A 26,654-nucleotide genomic window follows, 5' to 3' on the forward strand; every position below is an offset into this window, starting at 1 on the left:
TATATTGAATTTTATTACAACCGCAAGCGAATGCATGGTGCACTTGGCTATCTTTCACCTGTTCGTTTTGCTGAACAATTTAACAGAAAATCTGTCGCATGAGTGTCCACTTTCTTGACAGAGGTCCAGTAGGTCCGTAAGCAACATTTCCGCAAGCTACTACTTTCCATAAGCAACAGCTTGTTGTCTGTTTGGATCCACAAACTCCATCTTCATCTCTAGACTCCCTCCTACCTCCTACATCCTCCTCTTCCACTGAAGCCTGTCCCTTTACCATGCCCCCGCCGCACTTCCATTACTTCTGTCTACTTCTAGATTCGCCTTTCATCAACTAGTTCCGTCAAAAAAACCTCCCCAACCCCACGCCGGTCGAACTGAGCTGTCCTCGAAAGGGCTGAAATCGGGAAGGCGAGTTTGCATGCACAACGATCTACCGCTCGCGCACGAGCTTGCGCTCGATATAGACGACAAGCTGGTACATGGCAGTGGCTACGAGGGCGATAATAACGAGACTGGACAGCACCAGCGTGAAATTGAATACTTGAAAGCCGTAGACGATCAAATAGCCCAGGCCTATTTTGGCGACCAGAAACTCGCCGACGATTACGCCTACCCAGGCCATGCCGACGTTCACTTTCAGCGTGGAGACAATCGTCGGAAACGAGGCGGGCAATATCGCTTTGCGGAACACATCCTGGCGGCTGCCGCCGAAGGTGCGTATCACTTTCGTATAGTTGGCATCGACTTCGTTGAAGCTCGTGTATACGACAAGCGTAGTAACAATGACCGTTATGGACAAGGTCGTGACGACGATCGCGGTAAATCCGGCACCGAACAACACGATGAAAATCGGGCCTAAGGCGACCTTCGGCATACTGTTGAAGACGACCATATAGGGATCAAGCACTTTGGACAGAAACGGCGACCACCAGATGACTACGGCAAGCAGCGTCCCGATCAGCGTGCCTAGCAGGAAGCCGACCACGGTCTCGGATACCGTCATCGCAAGATGCGGCCAGAGCTCCCCGCTGACGATGTCTTTCAAGATTTGCTGCCCCACCTTGGAGGGATAACTGAAAATCAGCACATCGATCCACTTCAGCTGCCCAGCTATTTCCCATAGGAGTATGCACAGCAGCAATATGCTGGCCTGAACAGCAAATACGCTCTGTTTCATTCTTCGTTTGGCCTGCAGATGCTGCTGCCATTTCTGCGCCAGCCAAGTCTGCGAATCCACACTATCACGGTTATGGCGATCCTGGTCGGTAAGATAGCCTAAGCGTTTCTCCCTACTCATCAGCTTCACTCCCTTCTTTCGGACGCTTCAAGTTCTCCCCAAATTTCATGGAACAGTGCATTGAATCCCGGCTCCTCCCGCGCATAAAACGGCAGTGCCTCGCGTATATTCTTTGGCACTTCAAACACACTGCGGATTCTGCCCGGCCTGGAGCCCAGCACGATAACCCGGTCGCTCACTGCAATCGCTTCGGATAAATCATGCGTTACGAGGATGCCGGTTTTTCTTCGCTGCTTGAGCGTATCGACTACGAGATCCTCCAGCTGAAGCTTCGTCTGGTAATCGAGCGCGGAGAAGGGTTCATCCAGCAGCAGCAAGTCCGGGTTCGTCGCCAGCGTTCTGGCCAGCGCCACCCGCTGCCTCATCCCCCCGGACAACTGATGCGGATAGAGGCGGGCTGTCCCGGACAGTCCCATCCCCTCCAGCAGCTCCTCGGCCAGTTCCGCGCTTTGCTTGGTGAGGCGATTCGTTAATTCAAGACCGAGCAGGACATTATCGACAATACTCCGCCACGGAAACAGATAATCCTGCTGAAGCATATAGCCTACCTCGGGCGTAGACCCGGTTACAGGCTTGCCATGGAGCAGCACCAGCCCTCTGGAAGGGGGTATCAGTCCGGCTATAAGAGACAGCAGCGTCGTTTTGCCACAGCCGCTCGGACCGACCAAGCTGATCAATTCCCCGTCCTCCACGGACAGATTCATATCCTGGAGTGCCAGCGTCGCTGCATGATCCGTTACGTAGGCAAGATCAACATCCTTCAGTTGAATGACAGGCACCATGCGATTGATCACCTTCCTCTCCTCATGGCGATGGGGATGCCTGAACAGCAGCTTCGGCATATTTGTTGTCCACCAGTTCAGCCACGGATACCCGTTTTTTTAATTCTCCCGCCCCTTCCATGACGTCCAGCAGATTATTCCATGCCTCCTCGGCGATGGCCGGCGATTCCGCATAGGAGCCCTGCTCCAGATAACGCTTTACAGAACTCTCGAGAATATCCAGACCGGTATCTTTGAAATAAGGCGATATCACCTCGGCCGTTTCCGCTGGCGTATGCTCCTGCACCCATTTTTGCGCCTTATGGACCGCGTTCGTGAACTTCTGGACGATCTCGTCATTTTTCTTCAAGTAGCTCTGCTTTGTCATGAATACGGTATAAGGCAGCCGCCCGCTCTCCGTACCAAAGGAAGCGATGACATGGCCCTTCCCCTCCCGCTCGAAAATTGAGGCCTGCGGCTCGAAAAGCTGGACAAACTGCCCTGTTCCAGAGGCGTAGGCGGCAGCGATATTGGCGAAATCGACGTTCTGGATCAGCTCCAAATCACTTTGAGGATCAATGCCATGCTTGCGCAGCGTGAATTCTCCGGCCATCTGCGGCATTCCGCCCTTGCGCTGCCCAAGAAATACCGACCCCTGGAGCTGTGACCAGTCAAAATCGTCCATCGGCTCTCTGGATACTAGAAAAGTGCCATCCGTCTGTGTCAGCTGTGCAAAGTTGATCACCGGATCTTCCGCCCCCTGCTGATAGACATATATTGAGGTTTCAGCTCCGACCAGCGCCACATCAATCGCACCAGACAACAGCGCCGTCATCGTCTTATCGCCCCCGGCTGTCGTCTGCAGCTCCACGTTCAATCCTTCCTCTTTGAAAAAACCTTTCTCCAAAGCAACATACTGCGGCGCATAAAATACAGAGCGCGTCACTTCTCCGATCCTTACTTTATGCGTCTGTCCGTTCCCTCCGCAGCCGCCAAGCAGCGCAAGGAAGATGAATAGCGGCGCAATCCAGCCTGCGGCACAACGTATAACCCTCATATCCGTCACCTCTTTCTTATTGAAGCTTTTATTAAAGAATATGCGCATGCCCTTGATTTGGTTATGACATGCACAAAGAGGCCGCCGCTAACGATATGTCGTATATCCTTAGCGACGGCCCTGGTTTGGAGATTAAAGCCTATGCGGCTTCCATTCTGTATTCTATTGTTTCCATGGATATAGGGTTGGTCAATTGATTGATCTAGTAGTCATTGCAGCCCGTAGATCGCTTTGTACTTCTGCTCTAAATAATCGGCCAAATAATCCGGATTCAAATCCTCGCCGGTGACCCGTTTGATGATTTCCGCCGGTTTTTCGCTTTTTCCATATTTATAAATTTGCTCGGTCAGCCACTCCTTGATCGGAGCGAAGTTCCCTTCAGCGATCAGCTCGTCGAAGTTCGGCAGTTGTTTGCGCATCGTATGGACGATTTGCGCCGCATACATATTGCCCAGCGCATAGGAAGGGAAATAACCGAAGCTGCCGCCGGACCAATGCACATCCTGCAGCACGCCAAGACTGTCATTCGGCGGCGTAAGCCCAAGATAAGCCTGGTATTTCTCGTTCCACACCTTCGGCAGATCATTGACCGACAAGCCCTCATTGAACAGCTGCTTCTCGATTTCATAACGGATAATGATATGCAGGTTATAGGTCAGCTCATCCGCCTGGATGCGGATTAACGAGTTCTCGACCCGGTTAATCGCCTTGTAAAATTCATCTACCGTAACGTCCTTTAGCTGCTCTGGAAAATGCTGCTGCAGATCGCCGTAGTATCGTGTCCAGAACTCCCGGCTCCGGCCGATGAAGTTCTCCCACAGCCGGGACTGGGATTCATGAATTCCCATGGACGCCCCTTCCCCAAGCGGGGTTCCCGCAAGGCCAGAATCCACATTCTGCTCGTACAGAGCATGCCCGCCCTCATGCAGGGAGCTGAACAAGGCAAAGGTCACGTCATCCTGCATATAGCTGGTCGTAATCCGGACGTCTCCCTGATTTAAAGTAATCTCGAATGGATGCACGCTCTCGTCCACGCGGCCGGCTTCGAAATCATAACCAATTTGCTCCAGCATGAACATGCCAAATTTCTCCTGCTGAGCCTTATCGAACAATTGATTCATAAAAGGAGCCTGCGGCTGGCTGGACGCCCCGTTGATCGCTTCCACCAACGGCACAAGACGATCCCTTAACTGGCCGAACACTTGATCCAGCTTCTCTACCGTCAAATCCGGTTCATACAGATGGAGCAGCGTATCATAACGCGTCGCCTTCGGCCCCCAATAATCGATAAATTCACTCGTCTTCTCTACGATCTGCCCCAAATAAGGCTCGAACCCGGCGTAATCGCCGTTTTCTTTGAAATCCTCCCATAGCGTCTCCGCTAAAGCGGTAAGCTCGGTGTATTCCTGATATTTATGAGGCGGAATCTTCACGCTGCGGTCGTATTCCTCCTGGGTGACCGTAATGATCCGCTGTTTTATTTCGTCAAGCTCGCTAAATACGGCCGGGGAATTCAATTCTGCGAGCATTTTTCCCATTTCCTCCGATGTCTGAAGCTTGAAAGCTTCCGTCATCAGCACGCCGATCGCCTCGGAACGGCCCTGTGCCCCTTTCTTCGGCGCACCGGTGCGAAGATCCCAATGCATCAGCGCTACAGCTTCATGATAGCTTTTGATTTTGTGGAGTAGTGCTTGAAATTGTTCCCAAGTTGAAGCGGTTGTCTGAGTCATATTGTTTCCCACCTCTATCCAGAAATTTAACTTCTCCTCTTGATGATACTTTTTACAAACCGTATAATCAAATTTTGAAACCATGTTTTTTGTGATGATTCCGATACGAATGATCTCGTTAGTCGCAACCTAAGTAAAGGAGCTTTCCCATGAAATTGACTCTGGATTTCACAGCAGACCGCATCATTCACGAGTTGCTAGGCAAACGGCCAGGCCATTTGCGCCTCGTTTATGACATGGAGGACTGCGGATGCGGAATGAGCGGCATCCCGGGACTGGAGCTCGTCAGCGAGCCGGGTCCGCAAGATATCAAAGTGGAATGCGATTCGTATCCCATTTGGATAAACCGTCAGCAAGCCATTTTTTTTGAGGAAAAATTGTTCCTTCAGGGAGATCAGTCCAGCAGAACCTTCCGTTTAGAAGGCGTCTCCCAGCTGTACAAAGCGAATATGCGTCTTGCCGATCGTCGTGAGGAAGCAAATCAGAATTAGATAACAGCAATTAAGGAGGTAACAACTATGAGTCAAATTGAAACAATCATGGAGCATAACAAGAAATTCGTCCAGGACAAGGAATACGAAGCGTACATCACGGACAAGTTCCCGGACAAGAAAATCGCCATCGTCACCTGCATGGATACACGCCTAGTCGAGCTGCTGCCTAAAGCCATGAACCTGCGGAACGGCGACGCGAAAATCATCAAAAATGCCGGCGCTGTCATTTCCCAGCCTTTCGGATCCGTTATGCGGAGTCTGCTGGTCGCCATTTATGAGCTTCAAGCGGAGGAAGTATTCATCGTCGGTCACACCGGCTGCGGTATGGCTTCATTGAACTCGGAGCATATGATCGGCGAAATCAAGCAACGCGGAATTTCCGACGACGTGCTGAACACCCTGGAGAACTCCGGAATTAAGCTGAGAAAATGGCTGCGCGGCTTCAGCAACGAAAAAGAAGGCGTCACCCATACCGTCGAAATCGTGAAAAAACACCCGCTGCTGCCGCCAAACATCCCGGTTCACGGCCTGCTGATCGATTCCACGACCGGTGAGCTGGAGATCGTGGTTAACGGAAGTGAAGAAAACAGCCATTCATAATCTAGCATTTCTATAACTACCGTGAATAATTATTCCTATTAATGCATATTTATAAATGAGCTGTCGGCCTCGAACCGGCGGCTTATTTTCTTGTTCGCTTGAATGTGAAACGTATCACTTTGTTAAAAATCCTTCATAATGTGTTCATATTGCGTTCATTTAACCGTGCTATACTCTCCGTAAAGTTAGAACGAACTACTTTTAAAGGAGACTTCATCATGAAAAAATTGTATTATACGTCCTTCTTCTACGCCATTCTCGGCCTGCTTGCCGGCGTAGCCTATCGCGAAATCACCAAGCATAGCGACTTCACCGGGCAGACCGTTCTCGTGGCCCTTCATACGCATATTTTGGTGCTGGGCTTCCTCTTCTTCACCGTCGCCCTGATCCTGGCCAAGCTGTTCCAGGTGCATGAAGCAAAATCATTCGGAGCCTGGTATATCGTGTACAACCTCGGGCTTATTATTTCCATCGCCGCCATGGCTGTTCGCGGCATGCTGCAAATCAACGGCACCGACATCAGCTTCCTGCCGCACATCGCCGGACTCGGCCACACGATTCTGGGCGCAGGCATCATCTGGCTGCTGCTCCTGTTGCGGAAGAGAATTCAATAGATTTGGAACAAGCGGTTGCTGAATCAGCAGCCGCTTGTTTTTGGATTTTTATTCAAAAGTTCCAAACATCTGCGTTATAACTGAAGACTGAACAAAGTAGATCGATTTCTCTCTTTTAACTATGAAGTGCTGGTGATACGATAACATTATGATTTCAACGAAAATAAGGATGTAGGAGACTTCACTTCACATGATAAAACTGAATAAAAAAGTTGGACAAGATGTGCGTATCGCTAGATCTTTAAGAAAAGGAATGATCGTCGAGTTAAGACCAAGTCAAGATCATATTGGAACCGATGTTTATTATGATTCGGCATACATAGGGTATATTCATCGTCATTATGAGGCTCCCTTTGCAAAAATTGTTGCTACTGAAAAATTAGTTACAACCTATGGTTTTGAATTCGAACTGATCCATAAAACTGCAGATCAGTTAAAAGAGGACGAGGAAAAATTGAAGCAGCTCTCTCAAAAATGGCAAGAGGAAAGAGAGCAGAAAAAACGTAATATTGCCGCTCGAAAAGATGAGATGCTCATACATTCACGCAGCTTCTATACCATTTTACAAAGATGCCTCTTTGCTATTGATAATGGCGCCGGCCCTTCCCTAGTTAGTGGTTTCTTTGGGAAGTCTGAAACAACAGCTCAGTATTACCAAAGATTTCTCCAAGGGTTACTTGATTCAGAAATATCAAATAGTGCAAGGGATGAAAACCTCCTACAATTATCAGAATTGAATAAAAGAGGAGAGTTATATCCCCGGATTTTACAACACAGAGAAAAACTAATGGAGCAACAAAGAAATCGGAAACCTATTCCGATTTATTGTTGGAAATGTAAATCAGGTACGGTTGAACGAAATAAGACTTGTTTCTTTTGTACTTGGGGAAAATGCACCTCATGTGGGGCATGTAAACCTACTTGTATCAAAGAGGGTATATTTTAAAGCAGGGATTCACTAACCATTATTATGGATTGAACATAGAGTGCGGAATGCACTCCAGGCATCGATTTACATATAAAAAGCCTGTTTAATTACAAACAGGTCTCTCAGCAAGTGACTCTCCAGGGCTGTTTCGTCAGCCCTTTAGCCCTTTTCATCCAATACTTCGATCATCATCATTGCGCCGATTTAAAAGCCATGGACAAATGACGCTGTGGAATGCATAGAGTAAGTCTTCCCATATAAATCGATGATGCCTTCAATGAATCTAAAGTCATTTTCGGAGAATCTCTTCTGACATTCCTCCATGAGATCAGAGGTTTGCTTCGTAAGCTTGCGGTATTCGGGATCTTGTGGATTTATGTACGCGTCTGGCTGCAGCGATCCATTATAGATTTTTTCTATAATGCTATCCATTGACGTTACATCCTTTCACTGACAATTTGGTTGTTAAACATCAATTACATATTTTACAACAACGAACCAGCATTCAGCCCAAAATATACGATATTCGTATAAAGTAGAATTGATAATCTTTAATGAACTATATAATATGCAGCCAAACTGATAACCGATATTATATACCCTTCTAGGAGGGACAACTATTAAATGCTTACTTAATGTTTTGACAAAAACTTAAATCTCGGCAAAAAATAACAGGTCAATCATGGTGGTATAAAACCATAATTACCTGTTCAAAGTTAGCTTATTATTAAGAATGAATATGTAATAAAAATATTAGGTTATTCACTAAACAGCAACATCTTGGTTCATAATATATGATGAATTTACTTCCCTCTTATTTGAAGATCATTTAATTTTACCCATGAGTTCAGTTATCATATAGATGTGCTCCTTGAATTTCACTCTCTTTAAATTTTCAACTTTCTCTGCTCCTCCTAACGCAAGAAGAGGAACATAACCAAAACATTCGTCAAAAGCAGGTATTTCATATTTTTTTATCGCATCTGGATAAGGAGACCAATCAAGTGCATTTTCCAAGTAATAAGCATCAAATATATCGGTAAAAAAGAACTTGAAATTCTTTGCAACTACGTTTACATCATGTTTCCGATAATTAAGCGACAATAAATAATCATCTTCCCAAACCAAAATATCACCCATAGCTGTAGTGAATAATGGAGTAGCCAATTCATGCCTATTATATGTATCTTTTATTATTTCTTGAAAATAGTCCGGATTCACAACCCTGAGATATCCATTATTAATACTACCAAATCCGTGACCTTCCCATATTTCAACTACCTTCGTGGGTATATCATTCTTGTATTTTTCAATAACGCTTAGGGGGGCAATTTCTTCAACAATAAAATCATCCATAATTTTTGACATTTTCGCTTCTTCCTTTAATAAATTTATTTCATAAGTATTATTAATTTTATTACTACACCATATATATAATAAATTAATTTATTTAGCTTTATCGTTTCTAATCTATCTATAAACTGGTGAATCGATGATAAAGTTCAGGGCTTTACCGCCCCCAGTATACCCTTATTTCTTCAAACGACGTCATACTCTCACTCATACCCTCGGGACTTTCTGCTCCAATTATTTCAATTTCATCTTTTGACAAAGTGATTTTTCCATAAGGTTTATTTACTTTTCTTTCATATAAAGACTTTAATAAATTTACTTGATCCTGTGTCATATCATAATACTCCCGCCAAGATTCAATTGCATACTCAATCTCCATGAACTGCCTTTCTAATAAATATGCACCACACTGTATCATTCTTACGATATTATCAACTGAAGTAATAGAATCGTTATCACCCCAAAATGCAGTAGTGATTGACGGTGAAATCGTGCCATCCTCATCTTCATCAAGCAGATATTCGAGAGTTTCATTTATAGCCAATTCAAAAACATCTTTAGGGGCACCAGTAAAAAAATCTAAAGCTGTAGGAATATCCGTTCGAGTATAGTTCTCATTTCGAAAAGCACCAACAATATAATTGGCTTTAAATGTAATTGTTCCTCTTCCTCCCGAACCATCAATAACACTATAGTTATCACCATCCCAAGAATGTTCATATGCTAGCTCAGGGTAATGAGCAACCATTATTGCATGTGCTATCGACGCAAGTATACAACCTTTCCATAAGTTCCTTATAGTTAATTGACTGTTTATTGACACAGGCTTCATTTTTTCTCCTTTAGGTTTTGTTGGTGATGTATTTTCTTGTTTGCTAGGTTTAATAATTAATATAATAATTCGGGTCTTGATCCATTTTCACTATAAAATCTTCAATTGAATCAGCTATTTTTTTGTCAAAATAATATAATGGGCACTGTCCATTTGAGTTTTCTTGCCCCAGATCAATACGATAAAGTCGTCGGAAGATACCTCGAAAAACACCATTTTACGAGGGTCATTATAATCCTCTCTTCTAGGGTCATTGTCGTAATCATTTATTCCTTTAACAAAATCCGCTATTTCAATAGCTGATATAACACGGTTTACTTTACTACCTACCCCAATACCAAAAAATCCATAGCCTATATTTTCATAAAAGGATTATAGTTCGAGCGGTAATCTTCTTCCTAAAATCTCCTCAGTTTCTTCTATCTCACCTTCATCAATACTAAAAAATGCATGTTTGTTCTCCCAGACAACATCATCTTCAGGATCATCAAAAATATACTGTTTTAAATAATCAAACATTTTTTCTACCATCCTTCCATTAAATATTTGTAGAGTGAATAATTTGAACCTTATATGGTATGGGCTATGTATGCTATTTCTCAAATGTTAGATCATTCTGTATTGCTTGCCCTATTTTTAGAAATCAAAAAGCCTTCGTATTCACTGTTATTAACTTCATCTTCGAACCCCTTTATGATATTTAATTGATGAATATTCTTTGGAATAGTCAATGCTTCTTTCCTGTCTTGAAAGCCTCGATGTTACGTTTCACAACCTTTGCCGCGATCGCTATCGTCCGCAAACAGTATTACCACCTCTGCGGACAATACCGGATCTCAGCAGAATTGAACTTCTAAAAAACAACTCTCATTTTTGGGAGTTAAAAATAAACCTTGGTTAAGTAACATATACTCAAGCAAGTTTTATTTCACTATTAGTATAATAAATTACTCAATTTAAACTTGATATCCGTAAAAATACTTTTGTCCTTTTACCCAGTTTTTCTCTGATAGCGTCTCGACATAGATAATGAAATCGCTGTAGTTATCTGCGTTTATTACCGTCCAATAATCGCCAGGAACTTTTATTCCAGACCAAATGGACAATAAAGACGGAACTAATTCCATTTCTAAAGGTTCTTCTGAGTTAGCGGCAGTCATAACTCTTTCTATTAATTTTTTTGCTAGATCGCCGGGAAAAGCCAATTTCTGATCATAATAATACATTTCTGAATCACATCCACTACTGTAATCCAAATAATATTGACCAATCTCTTCCACACTTGCATCATTGCCTAACTGTTCTTCAAAGTTAATAAATGCATCAATAGAATCCCTTATGATGATCGAAGTATCATTAATTTCATCCCAATCTTCAAGTAAGGCTAGTAGATAGGGTACTACATCTATAGATAAGGTCGTAACTGCTGCTGAAGCAAAAGTATTAACCGTATCTTCTGTCGCCCCTTCTAAAAATCTAAAATTATTCGAGTCTCTTAAATCTTCATGCGTACATACTGAACAAAATACCCGAATACAAAGATTTAATACTGCCTCATCTTGAGTCTGGTTTAATAATTGCAATAAAAGTGGTTTTTGTGTAAAATCCCCCAACTTAAAAAGTTCTATGAGTCCAAATATAATGTCTTGTTCCGTCTTTGCACTTTTGATGTTTTCTTTAATAATCGGAATGGTTGAATGTGAAATCTCGCCGTACCAAATACTGTTCATAAGAATTGTATAATTGCTCATTTCAATTGACATTTCCTCTTCATTTGTATTTTTACGGGTAACTGGCTATCACTTGGCGTAAACTTATAGTTTCTATTGTTGATTTACAAATAATCATGTATAAACTCAGTAAAACTTTTAGCAATTAAAGCTCATATTTTTGTATCAAGGCAAATAATCCTCTTCATCAATGTCCTCCATGTCTAATCAAGAAAATCGCTCCCTTGCTCTGGTTAATCATTTGTCAATTGGGAAATTAGGCTTCAATGATTAAAATCTTCCAAATTCCCCATATACTTTATCGGATATTCTGTTCTATCTCGTAAGTTAAGTTGGAAATCCAAATATAAAAAGCGGCCATCTATATAATCTAGATGACCGCCGAAATGAAAACTTAATCATATTTGTTTTAAAATGATTTCCCTAAAACCATTATCAAATTTGGCTCCTTCTATGTTAGCGCCCTTCCAAATAACACCATTCAGGTCTGCATTAGTGAAGTCAGCATCGTGAAAATTACCATTAGTTAAATTTGCACCTGACAAGTTTGCATCAGTAAAATTCGCTTTCATAGCTTGAACATCAGATAAATCAGCGTCAATAAAGTCAGATCCCGAAAAGTCTCCATCTAAGGGATTTGCATCATTAAGGATAGCTTTATCAAAAAAAGCTTCAACTGCACTTATTCCCGTTAGATTCGCATTCCGAAATGTAGCCTCAATTAGAGTCGTTCCTGATAGATTACCATGAGAAAACTCGACCTCATCAAAACAAGTTTCTATACAGGTACTAACTCGGATCTCTGCATGTTTCATCTGTGCTTTACGAAGATTCGCCTCACTAAAGACACAGTCCGCAATATCCGCTTCTTCCAAATTACAGCTTTCAAGATTGGCCTTATCAAATTCACAATCGCGAAATGAAACATTTAACATGGTTGCTGCTCTAAAATTTGTTTTATGAGCCATGATGCGATCCGCTTTAAGACTGGATAAGTCTGTAAATGAGAGATCAAGACCGCCCATTTCTATATAATCTAATATTTCCTCATCTATTCTAGCTTGATTAATGAGTCCCATTATTTTATCTATTTCATTCGAATGCTCCTCCATATATGACACCTACCTTTTGTATAAATTAACTTTTTAAATAATCTTCCCATGCTTGATTAGGACTGAATGATACACCCATCCGATCTTCATCAAAACTTGGAATTGCAAACGCTTTGGAGCTGCAGAAATAATCCATCACCTTAAGCCAGATATCCAATACTTCTTCGACATCTGCTTCCCATGGTTCTTCCAATAAATCTATACAAATACCACCCCATTCTAATTCCGTGACTATTGCTGGTGTTCGTTTTAAAAATCTCTACCCAACATTTCTAAAACGTGACCTCCAAAATATGTTCGCATACCTAAGCCCAGCGGACCATTAGGAAGAAATCTAACGGGTATAGGCTGCGCGCTTATATTCATCCATACAAGATCACGCTCTCGTTCATTATTCCATGGGTATTTTGCTGGCCAAAATATATGTGTGCTCCCGAAACGAGGTCTTACAATATTGGCCAATTGATTAGATAATTCAAAAAATTGTGACCAATATTTCCGGGACATAGTTTTATCAAACTTTAAACTGAGATATGATCTTGGATCAGCTTGTACATCTACATAACCCGTGTATTTAATAGATTTATTTCGATGAAGGTAGAGTTCTGATACTTTTCCATCGCTTACCCTTTTTATAGCTTCAGTTCGACAATAATCTAATTTTATTAGTTCACTGTCTCCCCACTCTATTGGTACAAATTTCTCATCCGATTCAAATACATCCAGGTATTGATTTATTAACTCCTCACTATCTAATGAGACGGTTGGGTACATTGATATTCCGAACAAAGTCGGTACTAATTTTTCTGCCAACTTCTTCACTCCTTTGCATATTACAACTTCTACCATCCTAAATAATCTAAACGCACATAAACTGTATCGTTAACTGGGTGTTACCAAATATTCCGAAAACATCATCGAGCTAAATTACATAAAGCGGTAATAATACTTACTCTAAATAGTTGGACAGTGGCACCTTTGATGAATTAATCATCTTATGATTACGAAGATAACAAAAACAGATCAATCATGGTGATCTACAGCCATAATTGACCTGCTCAATTTAAGGAAAATACATTACTACGGAATAAGACTAACATCTGATGTAATTAATTACTAAAAGAAAAACTGTTCACCGGATATTACATGGATTATGTTTATTATTATATTAATGAGGCTAAGTCAGCATTTGGCTTCTTTCCTAATTTTCTTTTATTCGTCTTCCTCAATTAAAATATCATCCATTCTCTCTCTATCTTCTGCTATTTGTCGTGACATTTCAAAACTGTTCATAAAATGTTCAAGAGGTAACTCCTCTTTGTAGTCTTCATCCTGTTCAAAAAGTTTAAAATTCGCATTATATTTAATTAGATCTTCGACAATATCTTTCATTTTTTCCATCTCAACATTATTAACGAAATTAACTTCCATAAGGGGTTTGTCATTACTAATACGGTCCCTAATTTCTGATATACCCAAACCTGTATGTTTCTTAATTATCATTAGCAAATTACTATTACTTATAGATTGCAGTGTCATAAATATTCTTGTCAATTGAGTTCCTCCTTCTATATCTTTTAAATCCGAAATTAAAATTCCTCTGGGAATGAAGGATTATAGGGTTTACCGGGTAGACTTCTTCTATATGAATTCCCATGCCAACGAGTAAAATGTTCCCTTACTGTAGCAGGATAAATAATCTCTCCTCTATTTGCAAGGTGAGGATACTTTGAAACACTGTAGGCATGATGTCCAGTAATTGGCTTTCCTCCAAAAGTAGGAACTTTATTGCTTAATATTGCTTCTCTTTGTTCCTGGGACCAATTTCTGGTTGTCGCTTCCCCCATTTTAATCCTTCTCTTCTCTTGTTGCCAAAATTCCTTAACACCTGCATCCCTTCGACTCGCAAGCCGCTTATTCCATTCAAGCCTTTTCCATTCTTCTTTAGTTATAGTACGGTTGTTTACCTTATCTTCTAATTTCTTTTTTGTTTTAGATCCTAATTGCTTATACGGACTAGATTTAGGCGTTAAATCAAGTCCTGCCTTTTTTGCCCTTTCGTCAATTAGATTGTTCGTCCCCCCATTACTTCCCCCACGCTTCCCAAAGCCACCATTACCCCCACTGGTAAAGCCAAGATTGCGGTTAAGGCCAGTAGTGCCCTTCCCCCGCCCCTTGTTCGTAGCGATAGATACCCAGGTGAGCGCGGCACGCATCTTGTCTCCGCCGATCTGCTCGATGAAGTCGCCGATGAATTCGATCCGGCCGCCTGCTTCCATAGCGGCTTCTATCGCCAGGCTGCGGGTATATTGCATGGCGACGTGCTGGCTGACGCTAGCCGATGTGCTTACGGCGTGGGCGAGCCTTGGATGGCTGACTGACAAGCGCTGCATGGCATTTTTGATCTTCCCGAGCTGTTCGCCCAGCCCCAGGTTGTTGCCCAGCTTCCGGGCTGACGTCCATACCTTGCCGAGGTCCTGCCTCATCGCGTTCGGCGCCATGCTGGCCGTCTTCTTCACCGCCTGGAAGGCGTCCACCGCCCGGTCTACGCCCTTCATCAGCTTCTGCCCAGTCTTGAACGCTTCGACGCCGCGCTTGACGAACTTCGCCCCAGTCGCCGCCCATCCGGCAAATGGAATGGCCGCCGCTGCGGACAATGCCGCATTCGCATAGTCGCCGCGAGCCAGATAGATCCCTGCATTCACGAGGTCGGCGATCTCTCCTAGCCCCGGGATCAGGCCCGCGACATCCAGACCGACCTGAACCACATCCAGCGCTTTCTCCCAGAAGCTCTTCTTCTTCTCAGGCGGCTCTACTTCGGATACAAAAGGCGCCTCCGGTTCCGGCTCCAAATCTTCGACGTATACCGGACACTTCTGCAGCCCCTCCAGAACGATTTCCGTCCCCTGGATGTCCGTATCTCCGTCCATGACGATGCTGCTGTCGCCGCACACCAGATAGATCCCAGTCTCCGCTTCGATCTTTATTTCCTTCTCCGAAGCAAGCTCCAAATCCTTCTTGCTCGCCATGATTATTCCAGAGTCGCTCTGAATCAGCACGCCCGCTTCGTCCTCCAAGGAGATAAACAGGCTTCCTTCCGTGGCGGTTAGCGTTAGCTCGCTGCCCCCGAACTTCATTTCTTTGCCGTAGTTGGTTCCCCAATACTTGACGCTGGGGTCTTCCATCTTCGGCGAAGGCTGGCCCCCTCGGCGGATGGAGCTCATCGCGATCGCTTCTTCCTCCCGCGGGCTTGGAAAATACACCTGCACCGAATCTCCCTGCTGCGGCATGCAATAGAAACCGCTATTGCCCTCGGCGGTATAAATCGAAGAATAGGGCAGCCAGCTTGCCTCCTCCTTCACCTGCTTCCCATCCACATCCATATGGACGCGTACCTGGTCCTTCTGGACATCGATGATTTTCCCTTCCAGCGAGGCTCCCGCCAGCGGCGTATTGAGAATTTTGTTCTGCCGGATGCCTCTCTCCGGGCTAAGTATGTATTGATGCCGCAGCTCTCCTCCTGTAAATCGCGTGACCGCAGAGAAGATGACCAGCTCCTGTCCCGCGAATGCTAGGATATCTCCTAATGGATACCAGTTCACCAGGTCTACCGCATAGCGGGTAAAATCATACGGATGCAAATCCGCAGCTCCGTCGCCGCGCGCCTCTTCGAGAGCGCTTAGATCACGCTGAATTGTATAAGGGGTATCTTCCGGCAGCGGGTGAAGCCGGCCCACAGGGAGCCCCATCCACAGCTTCGGAGCCGCGGCCGCAGATTCCGCAATGACGACAGCCCCAAACCGCGAAGCTACCCTCTTCAGAAATTGCCAGTCGGTCTCTTTATACTGCAGCGTAAACTGGCCGATACGCTGATGGCTCATGGCGTTATCAATAAAATCCGATCCAGGGTAAGCCGCTAGGACCGACTCTACTAATTCGCTGCATTTCATCTCCCGATTTTGGTAAGAACGGGTTCTGGCTTGAACATCCATCAGGGCCGAGCAGGAAACAGCCGTCAACTCGACATAGTATATGCCCCGCACAACGCGAACCGCGATCGTGTCCAGAATCCCCTGGAACAGAGTACGCTTGGTCTTTCCCTGCTCGTCCGTTTCTTCCAACGAGATCGGGTCCTGACTTCTAGCCTCTTGAATATAACGATCCTTGTCTTCCTCCGGCACAATCCCGGTTAACCACAGCCTGGCGTGCTCACCTACGTTCCGCTCTAGTCGCAGCTCGCTAATTTGTTGTATGCGGTAAGGCCACACGAGCCGCACTTGGCCATATCCTGCTGCTGCCTGTGTCGACTCTGCTTGCACATCATTACCTCCTGTCTGTCGCTAAATGATTCGTACAGCTGGTATTCATTTTCCAAAATAGATCCGTCTCCCTCTTCGTCCCTGACTCACCCCACCGACGTTCCATCGAGCTCCTGGCCGTCGTCCTCAATCTGAATAAGTCCGCCGTGGATGCAAAAGGTCGTGCAGTTGCTGAGCAGCGCTGGCTCTCCTTCAATCAGAACATCCTCTTTGCCCCCGGCCCATCTCTCTGTAATGACGGGAACGCAAGGCGCTTTCTGCAAACCTTCGATATCCATCTCCCCGTTCTGCACCGCCGGATTCAGCATGCTGAAGCAGTTGCCAAAAGGGATGATATTCACCATAGGCTCATAATCCGCAACATTCATTTGCGCTTTCTCCTTCAAATGCACGCCATGACAGAGCGGCGTCTTTAGCCGATTCAACTGCGTACCGCAGCTGCAGCTTAAGATCGCACCGGCCACGACATAGCTTTTCTGTTCTTCGCCTGCTGTTTCATTGGTGGAATATGCACCGACAATTTCCATCTTCGAACAACCTCCTCGTTCAGGTTCACTCTAAATTTCTCAACTGCCGTAAGCAGCTTCGCTGCTTCCAGTCCCCGCCCGCTCAACGCGCGTTAACCGGATTCCGTCAAAATCTCTGCGCAATAGGCTTTCCGCCAGCGCCAGATGAACCAAAATCTGTGTCTCCGCAATACCGGCCACTTGGAACAGCATCCATGAATTTAGCTGCTCTCCCTCTACCACGAGACGACGAAGCGCCCCATCCGGCCGAAACTCGCTCTCCGCAGACAAACAGCCAACCCGCGGCGGGATCATCAGCCAGTACGTCTGGCTATGCTTGCGCCGAAGATCCAGCAAACGCACCGCGAAGAACTTCATCCGCGGACAGAATTTCTCGACTAATAGCTTCAGCCGGGTCGATAACAAGGGCAGCGGATGCTCCAAATAATCCGGGTATTGCACCCGCTCGGCGTCCTGGATCGCAAATTGCAAGCTGACTTCATGGAGCGCATGACAGCCTTCCTCCGTCAGCATTTCTTTGGTGATCTCCGCAAAAACGCCCACAGGAACAGCCGGGTCATGCACACGCTCGTCCACGCTCAGCTTGAACAAATCAAGCTCCATCGAGATTCACCTCTCCCTCGGCTTCGGTAAAATAAGCAAGCAAGGCTCGCCGCGCAGCCTGGGTACTGGTACCGGCAATGCTCTCATCGATGAGCGCTCCGTCCAGGTTGGCACCGGTAAAATCAGCGTCCGTTAATACCGCATTCGTAAAATCAGCACCCTGAACATTGGCTCCAATAAAGCTCGCACCAGTCAGATTCGCGCCGATAAACCGGGCACCGCGCAGATTCGCACTCGTGAAATCGGCCTCGGATAAATCCGCCCCGGCAAAATTCACGCCAATGAACCCGGGAATGTCCCATTCCTCCGTGCCTGCCGTACCGCTCATCCCTTCAACGAATCTGAAATCCGCCCCTTGCAGGCCGCAATACTCAAAGCTGGCTTCATGCAAGAAAGATCCTGAGAAGTTCGCGCCTGCAAGCATGCATCTCTCAAAGCGCGTGCCGACCAGCATGCATTCCGCCAGCTGGCTGTCCTTCAACCGCGTATCCTCGAACCGTGCGTAGCGAAAATCCAATGCGCTGTAATCCCCGTCAGCCAAATCCAGCTTGCGGTATACCTCGTAAGCGTATTCGGCCTCTTTTCCCGCCTCAAGCCATTCCTTCACCTCTGCGCTGTCCAAATTCCGCTCGTCCAGCTTATAGACGACCTCGCTGTGATCCAAATACTCGCCTACGCGGATTTCGACCACCGCCTCCTTATCAAGCTGGAGGAATTCCTCCAGCCGCACAGCTTCAGGCATCGCCTGGCGAATTAACGCAACGACATAGCCATGAACATAGGCGGCTTCATGCCGCATTTCCCGCTCCACATCCATCTCGCTAATCTGTCCCGCATATTCCCGCCGTCTGGACATGACCGCTTCCTTCCACTTCTCCAGCGGCAGGTAAGCCCATTTGGCTTCATAACCGCATCTGACAGGCTGGGGATCCATAAACCAGTTCTCATCCTGCGCTTCCCCTAAATACGTCATCTTTCCGCTCTGCATCGCTGTCCGCAGCATCGAATAGGTCAAATAGCCGATCCGTCCCTTCTTCCCCGCAGCCTGAAGCTCCAGCAGCTGCCGACACCAGGCCCGAAACGAAGCGATGAACTCCCTGATCAGCTCCGGACGCCAGCCTTGATAAGTCTGTTCCAGCTGCTCGAGCATGATCTGCCGCTGCGGACGAATCACCTCGTCGCGAAAATGAGCCAGCGCACTTTCATTCCTCAACTTGATCGCTCCTTTCTTGTCCTTCCTGAACCGGAGAACCAGGATTAGTTCGTCTTCAGCTCCAGTCCCGAGATCACCGTGCGGCCGTCCATTTCGATGGTGCTCGTCTCGTTGCTCGTCAGCGTAATTTTCTCCTTGGCCGAAATAGTAATATTCTGCTCGGCATTCATCAAAATGTCCTCCTTCGCAACCAGCTTGATTTCCTTGCTGCTGGATATTTCGATGCCGCCGCTCTCGCTTAGACGGATAAATATCTCGCCGTCCTTTCCTGTAATGACCACTTCCTCCGGCGTCATCATCAGCTCCTTGCCAGCGGCTGTCCGGAAATATTTATGATCGGGGTTGCCCAGCTTGTTCGTCTCGCCTTCGTCGGAATTTTGCCGCACCGAGCTGCTGGCCACGCCCTCCTCCTCCCGGTTGCCGGGAAAATAGACGCGCACATGGTCGCCGACCTCAGGCATGCAATACCAGCCGCTGTTCCCCTCGGCCGTATATACCGAGGCATACGGAAAGCAATGCGCATCGCTGGCCTGCTGGACATCGTCGATGGCGAGGTGAACTTTGACCGTGTCCTTCTGTACAGCAATGACTTGTCCCTGAATGGAGACGCCGATAATTTGATCATTGTAAAAAGGATTCGGCCGCAGCCCCTCCCGGGAGCTTAAAGTATAGCGGTGGGTCAGCTGACCTTGCTTCATTTCGGTCCATGCCTCAATGACATACAGCAAGGACCCTTTGAATTGAACAGTATCCCCAAGCTGGAACACCCGCTCCGACTCTACTTCGTAATAGATATAGTCGTTCTCCTGGACCTTGGCGCTTGTGTTCTGCGTCGTATGGCGATACGGGTCCATCCGCTTCGTGATTTGATAGTGGCTCTCCTTAATCGCTCCTTTGATGCTGCCATCCGGCAAGCCAAAGAAAAATTTAGGCTCATCAAAGACGACCGAAGGAATCAGCACGGTGCGCAGCCGCGAGGCCAGCCGGGTCAGGAACTGCCAATCCGTCTCCAGGTACTGCATCGTGAACCGCCCGATTGCCCCGCCTCCGGTCGCCTCGTCGATAATGTCAATGCCCGGGTAAGGCGCTTTGACCACATTCAGCAGGTCGGGATACGTCATGCTTTTGTTCTGGAAGGAACGGCTTCTTTTTTTCACATCCAGCTCAAAGGTATGCGACACCGCTTCGACTTCCAAATGATATACGCCCCGGACGGCCTTCACGGCAATGTTCCGCACGATGCCGCAGAATAGCGGGGACAGTGTGCCCTGCTCGTTGCGCTGGCTGATCTTTACGGTGGTTCTGGCATCGCACATGAGCACATAGCTGTCCTTTACCTCCTCAGACACGATGCCCGTAAATTTCAAACAAGCGTGATCATTCACTTTCTTCGCAATCGTCAGCTCGAGCAAATTCACCAGCTCAAACGGGCTGACGACCAGACTGTCGTAAGTAAGAGCGGCCTCTGTCATACTTCCGCACCTCCCTGTCCCGATTCCCTGAGGTCAGAAGGTGCATCTTTGTCCGTCATACGCAGCGATGCCATGATGCTCTTAGCTACCGGCCTCCAATCGTTCATCTCTTGATCCAGACAATTGAAGGTGCACATGAGCGCCCGGCCCTCGAGCGAAAGGAAAAACATGAAGTTATAAATGCTTCCATTCATCACCGGCGTGACGAACTCGCAATAACCGACGGCTGCATTAGGCGACTGAACTACGCCGTCTCCGTACCATTTGAGAATTTTTTGCGTTCGGCGGAGAATCTGCGTGATGCCTTGCGTGAATTCCTCAATTTCCCTGCCCCGCACCGGAGTTGCAGTATGATTGAAGGCGACATTAATCGTGCTAAGCGCGTTGGTGTAGATCAGCTGGGGTCTGCGCTCTGACGGGTACTTCAAAGCTGCCATTTGCGGGGTCATCGGCTTGAACATGCTGGGCATCACCAAAGACAACTGATCCTCGAACAAAGCGTACCGCTGAAAAGACAGCGTCTCCCGCCCTACCTGTACAAACGGCTGATCCAGCTTCACCTCGGCAAAATCCTGCCACGTCTTCCCGGCCGCCGCATTCTCCTGCGTCTGCTGGGCTTGCTGCCTCTGCAGCATGGCGATCATCGTTTCATCCAAATGCTTCACAAATCTTCGCTCCTTCCGAATTTGAAAATTTTGAGACTTTCTATTGTTATCGGAAGAAATCGTTATTTATTTGAATATTTTCCCTTAAAAGATTGTATTTTGGATAACATTCGCCCGATGCTCTATCGGCCCTCACTGAAATGACAAAGAGACTACCGCATTTACAGCTGCAAATAGTCTCTTGATAGGGAGTCGATAGGATTTGATAGGATTTGATAGGATTTGATGGGAAGTGATGGGCGAATCACCGTCGGTCTGCTCTCGGGAACGGACACCAGATGCGCTATTTGCACCATTTCTCCTTTTTTCACGAGCTAGCGGACACAGATGAACTTATTTGCTCAAAAAGCACCTGCTTCCAGCCCCATCTGATGGAATAGCGGTACTACGGTCCGTTAGTCTCGCTTGTTATGGCTTTTTTCGGAAATAACGGAACCACGGTCCGTAAGCAGATAGTCAGCGTGAAATGAGAAGCACCCGAGCAAAAAAAACACGACCTCTTAGTCTCAGACTAAGCCGGTCATGTCCTGTTACGGTTAGCGGGAAAGCCGCCTCTCTTCTATCATTTGCGTAGATTCGCTTCTAAATGCCTCCAGATTATGTTCGACAAGGGTAACCTGGGTATCATCCAGCAGAATATAGGCCGGAATTTGGCGGATGTCCACTTCATCGCGAATTTGCTTGCCCTCACCCGAGTCTATGGTTAATACCCCTACTTTATTGAAATAGCCAGGGTACTCGCGTACCATCTCATTGAGTATGTAAGTTTGGTTGATATAGTCGGTCTCCTCCGCCAGGATCAGCAGCGAAAAGGCGTAGTTGTCCTGCGACAAATACGGACCGAAGACATCCTGGTCTTTCCTGTCGTTTGAGCCGAGCAATCCAGAAATGATCATGAGCAGTACAATGACGAGCCCCGCCTTAAAAATACGCGCTGATTTCCCCGTTTGCATTCTCAATTCAGGCAATCTCCTTTTTTCCAAAATACGTCAAGTCGTACATATTGTATCATCAACCCGCCAAAAAGAAGACACCGAGATCAAAATCTCGGCGTCTTCGCCCACGGTGAAGCCTTGCTCCATCAATGAATAAGATTCAACTAACTCTACGCTATTGCTTTACTTTTACTAATCGAGCTTTACCTCCACCTGTTGCGTTCTATCCTCATGAATGATGTTTTACCTCAATCTATGGTGTTTATCTCCCTTAGTCGGCCTATCCCCTCTCCGCTTATGGTGAAGGATTAAAGTTTTGCAGTCCATATCCATAGGGGAAAAGAGGATCACCAAAGTCGGTTGGCACCGGCTGGTTATTGTTAATGTAGCTGCGAATTTGGGCGCGTTCGGCTTCGGTTGCTCCGAGGTCGTAAGGCAGATCCCATTTCTCCAGCTGGTTGTTCACGTGATCCGTTCCGATTTGATCGACGGAGCGCGGAAGCTGGAACGGGAGCATTCCTGTTGGCAAATAGTCGCCAAACAACAGCTCCGAGGTCGCCGTGCCCCCGCCGTTCCCCGGGCGGTATACAACGACAACAGCTGCACATTTGTCGAGAATATCCGTCAAGACATAAGGTCTTGGCATGACGACGACAGCGATGACCGGAATGCCGCGGCTGTGGAATTTATCGATTTCGGCGATTTGGTCCGCAGGGATGGTTGGCTGCTTATCCGGCCATTCCGTGCCGTGGGTATAGCTCTTTTCCCCGATCACAACGATGGCTGTTTTCGCCTGCGCCGCATCATTCAGCACGACATTGACGCCCGTCCCCGCCCGGTCTTTGATTCCCTGGTAGTAAGATTTGGCCTGAGGATTGTCATGATAGATCGACTGCCAAATCACGTTGGCGATGTTATCCGTCGCCATATCATCACTTGTTGCCCGCGGTCCTGCTACGACAAGGGTATCTCCGTTATTTACCTTCAACGGAAGAACACCGTTGTTCTTGAGCAGGGTCAGCGATTGACGAGCTGCTTCATTGACAATGTTGTTGCTCTCGGCACTGTGCCAGATCGTCGTCGGGTAATCCGGGTCGCCGTATGGATTCTCGAACAGACCCAGCTTGAATTTCAGCTCCAGCACTCTGCGTGCCGCTTCATCGATTCGCGACATTCCTACTGCATTGACTAGCGTGTTGAAATCCGTGCCCGAAGCCACGGCACCGCCCATGACGTCACTGCCTGCGCGGATGCTTCGTACGGAAATGTCGGTGGCTGAGGCCAGCCAATCCGTCATGACTACCCCCTGGAAGCCGATGACATTCCGCAAATAGTCCAGGGTCGGCTTGCTGACGCCCGCCCCTTCGCTATTCGGGTCAAGGAAAGGCGCTGAGCCATAACCCGGCATCACCGTTCCCGGGTTCGCATCCATCGCGGCATACCATGGCTTCATATGCCATTTGACCGTTGTGCTATCATAGACTACCGTCTGCTCCCCGCCCGCGCCTTGGCTTGGCCAGTGCTTGACGGTAATCATGATCGATTTCGGGTTTACCTCCGGTCCGCCCTGCATGCCGGCGATCATTGCGCGCATCATTGCCGCGGAATAGTCGGCATTCTCCCCCGTTCCTTCCTGAACGCGAGGATAGAGAACCTTCGTGTTCACTTCGGCGACCGGAGACAGCGTTCCCGTGAAGCCCCAAGCCTTTTGCTCGCGGCGCTGCAGGTCGCCAGCCTGCCAGGCGAGGTCGAGATTTCGGGTAGCTGCAAGGCCAAGCCCGGTCGGGAAAACCGTCTTCCAGCCATGGATTTTATCTCCGGTAAAAGCAATTGGAATCCCCAGACGCTGCGTACGCGAGACTTTGATCTGCGCGTCCGTCATGAAATTGGTCGTACCGTATGAGAACACATATCCTGCTTTTTCATTCAGTCCATCAAGCGATTCCGGCGAGAAAAACAGCTGATTGATTTTCTCCTCCGTCGTCATCCGCGACATTAAATCGTCCAAGCGTACGGAGATCGGGTTGCGCCAATCCTCGTAAGGTTCGATGGTGCCATTTTTGTTCAAATCCCGGCTGCCGTTAATGATATTTACGCCGTCATCCACTTGCTCAATATACGGAAGATACACGCTGAACTGCCCGATGTCGGACTGGCTCTTATTGCCGCTGCCATCCACGGCAACGACGTACCATTTATATGTCCAGCGGTCTACAAGAGATGGCGCATTCACCTGAGTACCCGTCACTTCGGCTACTTTCGTATACCGATCAAGCAAATTCCCGGAAGCATTCCAATCATAGTCGTTCCTGGTCAGGTTCACCCAGACTTCGTATTTTACCGCTCCAGCCTTGGGCTCCCAGGTCAAAGTCGGCGTGCGGGTCGTTGTCACCATTTGGCCGTTCACTGGCGATACCACCTTGAACGCCGTAATGGTGTAAGTACCTGTTGCGACCTCCGAGTCGGTCATATCAGGCTTGACAGCGATCGCTTTGATCGTAGTTGTAACTGGAACCTGAATCGGTCCGGTATAGGTTGCGGAAGCCTGGGTCGGCGTGGAGCCGTCCGTCGTATATTTAATTGCCGCTCCCGCCGTGGCGCTTGTCAGCGTCACGCTTTGCGCTGATGTGTAAGTGCCTGGAGCTGGAGTAAACACAGGGGCAGATGCTTTGGGCGGCAAAGGCGTCGTTTGGCCAAATACTTCGAATTCCCACAGCGAATAGCCGTAATCGGTAGTCCGCTCCGTCCCATGCATCCGTACATATCTGGCGGTTACCGGATCAAAGGTAATGTCTTCGGTATTTCCCGTTCCGTAGGCTTGGGTGTATGCATCCGTCCAGTCGGAGGCATCCGTGGAGACCTGGATTTTATACGCCCTGGCGCTGGCTGTCTCCCAATGCAGCCTGACCCCGGTCACCGTATGATTCGTGCCGAGATCCACGTAAATCCACTGGGGATCGCTGAATTCCGACTCCCAGCGCGTCCCGCTGTTGCCGTCAAATGCAGCGTCCGCCGCATTCCCGCCGATACTGCTGGATGCCATCGCTGGCTTATTCAGCGCCAAATTGCTTGCACCAGAATCGGAGCCTATCGTATATGTCGCGGAAGCCACCGCTGAATCGGTCATACCTGCCTTGGTGGCAATCGCTTTGATCGTCGCCGTAGCTGTCACGGAAATCGGTCCGGTATACGTTGGTGAAGCTGAGGTAGGTGTTGAACCGTCGGTCGTATACTTAATGGCAGCTCCTGGGGTCGCACTCGTTATCGTTACATTTTGTGCCGTTGCATAAGTTCCCCCGTTCGGTGTGAATACGGGCACCGCTACAACCGCCTGATCTACAATATCCACTTGGATGCTCGAACCTAAATGCACCGTAAAGGTCAGCGGATTTCCCTGCAGCGGATTGCCGTTCTGATCGGTTGTTTTGAACAGCACCTGCTTCTGTTCCACCATGTAGTTCACACCCAAGGTTACCGTTGTTCCCGCGTTATATTTCAGGGTGTGATTGACGCTCGTATTTTGCGTTTTTAATGTGGTCACCTGATTCAAATCCGCTGGGCTAAGTCCCATCTCCAAGTACTGGGCATAGGGGCCTGTCACCGGGATGCTGACCTCTCCTTGTTCGGTGCTGGAGCTGAAGTTCAGCCAATTTAAATTCCAGCCATTGGTCACGGCATACACTCTCAGCGTCTGGCTGCCCGCAGGGAGCTGAACGCTTGCCGACACCGTCTCCCAGTTCTGCCAGCCGCCCGTATTCGGAACGGTTAACGTGGCCAGCACCTGTCCGGCCTTCTGGAGCTGCAGCTGGGTTCCATCATAGGGGCTGGAAACACTAAATTCGACTAAATAGGTTCCGGCGTTTTCCACATTGACGCTGTAATCCATCCAGTCCCCGCCGTCCACATAAGCGATATGAAATCCGCCTTCGGAGCTCTCTTCCAGCTCGATCCCGCTCATGTCCATGAAATCCTCGGCTTCAATCCGCCCCGGGTCTCCCGGAGCCGCCTCAGACGGCGTAATTATCGCAGAAAAGTTAAAGAGCAAGGATAGGCTCAATAGCAGTAATAACAGTTTTTTTCTAATCATAATTAGGCCTCCCATGAGAATTCATTCTATTTAGAGTACTGCAATTCATTGTTTCCAAAGCAACCGATACCGGTTTCGCAAGTCCATTTGGTAATGGATAAAATCTTCAGCTTCATCAACGATCATTCCCTTCATTTATAAATATGAAGATTAAAGATTCGTCTGCATCACCTTAATTTCGTTATAAATCAAATCGAGACCAACAAATTTACCCATCAATGATAAATAAAGTGATATAATCTATCAGGCAATCAAATGAACCACCTCCTTATATATATATCGTCCAGAACTCCATATATTTGAATATTATGAATATTAAGTAATT

General features: G+C 47.2%; 24 protein-coding genes and 1 pseudogene. 5 read left to right on the forward strand and 20 right to left on the reverse strand.

Going from position 1 to position 26,654, the window contains the following annotated elements; translation table 11 throughout:
* Window positions 1–3: 3 nt before the first annotated feature.
* Window positions 4–102 (forward strand): hypothetical protein, encoded by a 99-nt coding sequence (locus GNP95_RS26620; RefSeq protein WP_413773769.1) that lies wholly within the window; start codon window positions 4–6, stop codon window positions 100–102.
* A gap of 328 nt (window positions 103–430) precedes the next feature.
* Here GNP95_RS26620 and GNP95_RS20755 read toward each other — a convergent pair whose 3' ends face one another.
* From GNP95_RS20755 to GNP95_RS20770, 4 genes are all read right to left on the reverse strand, one after another.
* Window positions 431–1,177, reverse strand: a complete 747-nt coding sequence (locus tag GNP95_RS20755) for an ABC transporter permease (RefSeq protein WP_230873937.1) — start codon at window positions 1,175–1,177, stop codon at window positions 431–433.
* 125 nt (window positions 1,178–1,302) lie between these two features.
* Entirely contained in the window at window positions 1,303–2,079 is a 777-nt protein-coding gene (locus tag GNP95_RS20760) for an ABC transporter ATP-binding protein (protein ID WP_155612850.1), read from the reverse strand.
* Window positions 2,080–2,101: 22 nt separating this feature from the next.
* A complete protein-coding gene (locus GNP95_RS20765; RefSeq protein WP_155612748.1) occupies window positions 2,102–3,115 on the reverse strand; it encodes an ABC transporter substrate-binding protein in 1,014 nt (337 codons plus the stop codon).
* A gap of 209 nt (window positions 3,116–3,324) precedes the next feature.
* On the reverse strand, window positions 3,325–4,845 hold the full coding sequence (locus tag GNP95_RS20770; protein WP_155612749.1) for a carboxypeptidase M32: 1,521 nt from the start codon (window positions 4,843–4,845) through the stop codon (window positions 3,325–3,327).
* A gap of 149 nt (window positions 4,846–4,994) precedes the next feature.
* Here GNP95_RS20770 and GNP95_RS20775 point away from each other — a divergent pair, with 149 nt between their 5' ends.
* The 4 genes from GNP95_RS20775 to GNP95_RS20790 all read left to right on the forward strand — a co-directional run bounded on the left by GNP95_RS20775 (window position 4,995) and on the right by GNP95_RS20790 (window position 7,499).
* Window positions 4,995–5,336, forward strand: coding sequence for an iron-sulfur cluster biosynthesis family protein (locus tag GNP95_RS20775; RefSeq protein WP_155612750.1), 342 nt, complete (start codon window positions 4,995–4,997; stop codon window positions 5,334–5,336).
* 27 nt (window positions 5,337–5,363) lie between these two features.
* The gene (locus tag GNP95_RS20780) at window positions 5,364–5,939 is read left to right on the forward strand and encodes a beta-class carbonic anhydrase (protein WP_155612751.1); all 576 of its coding nucleotides are present in this window, start codon (window positions 5,364–5,366) and stop codon (window positions 5,937–5,939) included.
* A gap of 218 nt (window positions 5,940–6,157) precedes the next feature.
* Entirely contained in the window at window positions 6,158–6,553 is a 396-nt protein-coding gene (locus GNP95_RS20785) for a DUF2871 domain-containing protein (protein ID WP_155612752.1), read from the forward strand.
* A 190-nt stretch (window positions 6,554–6,743) separates the two neighbouring features.
* Window positions 6,744–7,499, forward strand: coding sequence for a hypothetical protein (locus tag GNP95_RS20790; protein ID WP_155612753.1), 756 nt, complete (start codon window positions 6,744–6,746; stop codon window positions 7,497–7,499).
* Between the two features lie 186 nt (window positions 7,500–7,685).
* On the opposite strand, the gene GNP95_RS20795 is transcribed toward GNP95_RS20790, so the two are convergent.
* The 16 genes and pseudogenes from GNP95_RS20795 to GNP95_RS20870 all read right to left on the reverse strand — a co-directional run bounded on the left by GNP95_RS20795 (window position 7,686) and on the right by GNP95_RS20870 (window position 26,329).
* Complete coding sequence (locus tag GNP95_RS20795) at window positions 7,686–7,913, reverse strand: DUF6809 family protein (RefSeq protein ID WP_155612754.1); 228 nt, start codon at window positions 7,911–7,913, stop codon at window positions 7,686–7,688.
* 393 nt (window positions 7,914–8,306) lie between these two features.
* Window positions 8,307–8,849 carry a T6SS immunity protein Tdi1 domain-containing protein gene (locus tag GNP95_RS20800; RefSeq protein ID WP_155612755.1) on the reverse strand — a complete coding sequence of 181 codons (543 nt, stop codon included), beginning with the start codon at window positions 8,847–8,849 and terminating at the stop codon, window positions 8,307–8,309.
* Window positions 8,850–8,991: 142 nt separating this feature from the next.
* Window positions 8,992–9,582 carry a hypothetical protein gene (locus GNP95_RS20805; RefSeq protein ID WP_230873933.1) on the reverse strand — a complete coding sequence of 197 codons (591 nt, stop codon included), beginning with the start codon at window positions 9,580–9,582 and terminating at the stop codon, window positions 8,992–8,994.
* A 456-nt stretch (window positions 9,583–10,038) separates the two neighbouring features.
* Entirely contained in the window at window positions 10,039–10,185 is a 147-nt protein-coding gene (locus GNP95_RS20810; protein ID WP_155612757.1) for a hypothetical protein, read from the reverse strand.
* A 437-nt stretch (window positions 10,186–10,622) separates the two neighbouring features.
* Window positions 10,623–11,396: an Imm47 family immunity protein gene (gene imm47 / locus GNP95_RS20815; protein ID WP_155612758.1), complete on the reverse strand. Its 774-nt coding sequence runs from the start codon at window positions 11,394–11,396 to the stop codon at window positions 10,623–10,625.
* Between the two features lie 398 nt (window positions 11,397–11,794).
* Window positions 11,795–12,508 (reverse strand): pentapeptide repeat-containing protein, encoded by a 714-nt coding sequence (locus GNP95_RS20820; RefSeq protein ID WP_155612759.1) that lies wholly within the window; start codon window positions 12,506–12,508, stop codon window positions 11,795–11,797.
* 25 nt (window positions 12,509–12,533) lie between these two features.
* Window positions 12,534–13,357, reverse strand: a pseudogene (locus GNP95_RS20825) (hypothetical protein).
* A gap of 363 nt (window positions 13,358–13,720) precedes the next feature.
* Window positions 13,721–14,062 (reverse strand): hypothetical protein, encoded by a 342-nt coding sequence (locus tag GNP95_RS20830; RefSeq protein ID WP_155612760.1) that lies wholly within the window; start codon window positions 14,060–14,062, stop codon window positions 13,721–13,723.
* A 35-nt stretch (window positions 14,063–14,097) separates the two neighbouring features.
* Window positions 14,098–16,827 (reverse strand): contractile injection system protein, VgrG/Pvc8 family, encoded by a 2,730-nt coding sequence (locus GNP95_RS20835; protein WP_155612761.1) that lies wholly within the window; start codon window positions 16,825–16,827, stop codon window positions 14,098–14,100.
* Window positions 16,828–16,913: 86 nt separating this feature from the next.
* The gene (locus tag GNP95_RS20840) at window positions 16,914–17,354 is read right to left on the reverse strand and encodes a DUF4280 domain-containing protein (protein WP_155612762.1); all 441 of its coding nucleotides are present in this window, start codon (window positions 17,352–17,354) and stop codon (window positions 16,914–16,916) included.
* Window positions 17,355–17,393: 39 nt separating this feature from the next.
* Window positions 17,394–17,957, reverse strand: coding sequence for a serine protease (locus GNP95_RS20845; protein ID WP_155612763.1), 564 nt, complete (start codon window positions 17,955–17,957; stop codon window positions 17,394–17,396).
* Window positions 17,947–19,170 carry a pentapeptide repeat-containing protein gene (locus GNP95_RS20850; RefSeq protein WP_155612764.1) on the reverse strand — a complete coding sequence of 408 codons (1,224 nt, stop codon included), beginning with the start codon at window positions 19,168–19,170 and terminating at the stop codon, window positions 17,947–17,949. Before GNP95_RS20850 ends, GNP95_RS20845 begins: the two co-directional genes overlap by 11 nt.
* Window positions 19,171–19,214: 44 nt before the next feature.
* Window positions 19,215–20,642, reverse strand: coding sequence for a contractile injection system protein, VgrG/Pvc8 family (locus GNP95_RS20855; protein ID WP_155612765.1), 1,428 nt, complete (start codon window positions 20,640–20,642; stop codon window positions 19,215–19,217).
* Window positions 20,639–21,307 (reverse strand): hypothetical protein, encoded by a 669-nt coding sequence (locus GNP95_RS20860; protein WP_155612766.1) that lies wholly within the window; start codon window positions 21,305–21,307, stop codon window positions 20,639–20,641. Before GNP95_RS20860 ends, GNP95_RS20855 begins: the two co-directional genes overlap by 4 nt.
* A gap of 536 nt (window positions 21,308–21,843) precedes the next feature.
* Entirely contained in the window at window positions 21,844–22,266 is a 423-nt protein-coding gene (locus tag GNP95_RS20865) for a hypothetical protein (RefSeq protein WP_155612767.1), read from the reverse strand.
* A gap of 271 nt (window positions 22,267–22,537) precedes the next feature.
* Window positions 22,538–26,329: a chitobiase/beta-hexosaminidase C-terminal domain-containing protein gene (locus GNP95_RS20870; protein ID WP_196427265.1), complete on the reverse strand. Its 3,792-nt coding sequence runs from the start codon at window positions 26,327–26,329 to the stop codon at window positions 22,538–22,540.
* Between the last annotated feature and the right edge of the window lie 325 nt (window positions 26,330–26,654).

The organism is Paenibacillus woosongensis, from assembly GCF_009725165.1.
In the GTDB taxonomy this organism is placed as follows: Bacteria; Bacillota; Bacilli; order Paenibacillales; family Paenibacillaceae; genus Fontibacillus; species Fontibacillus woosongensis.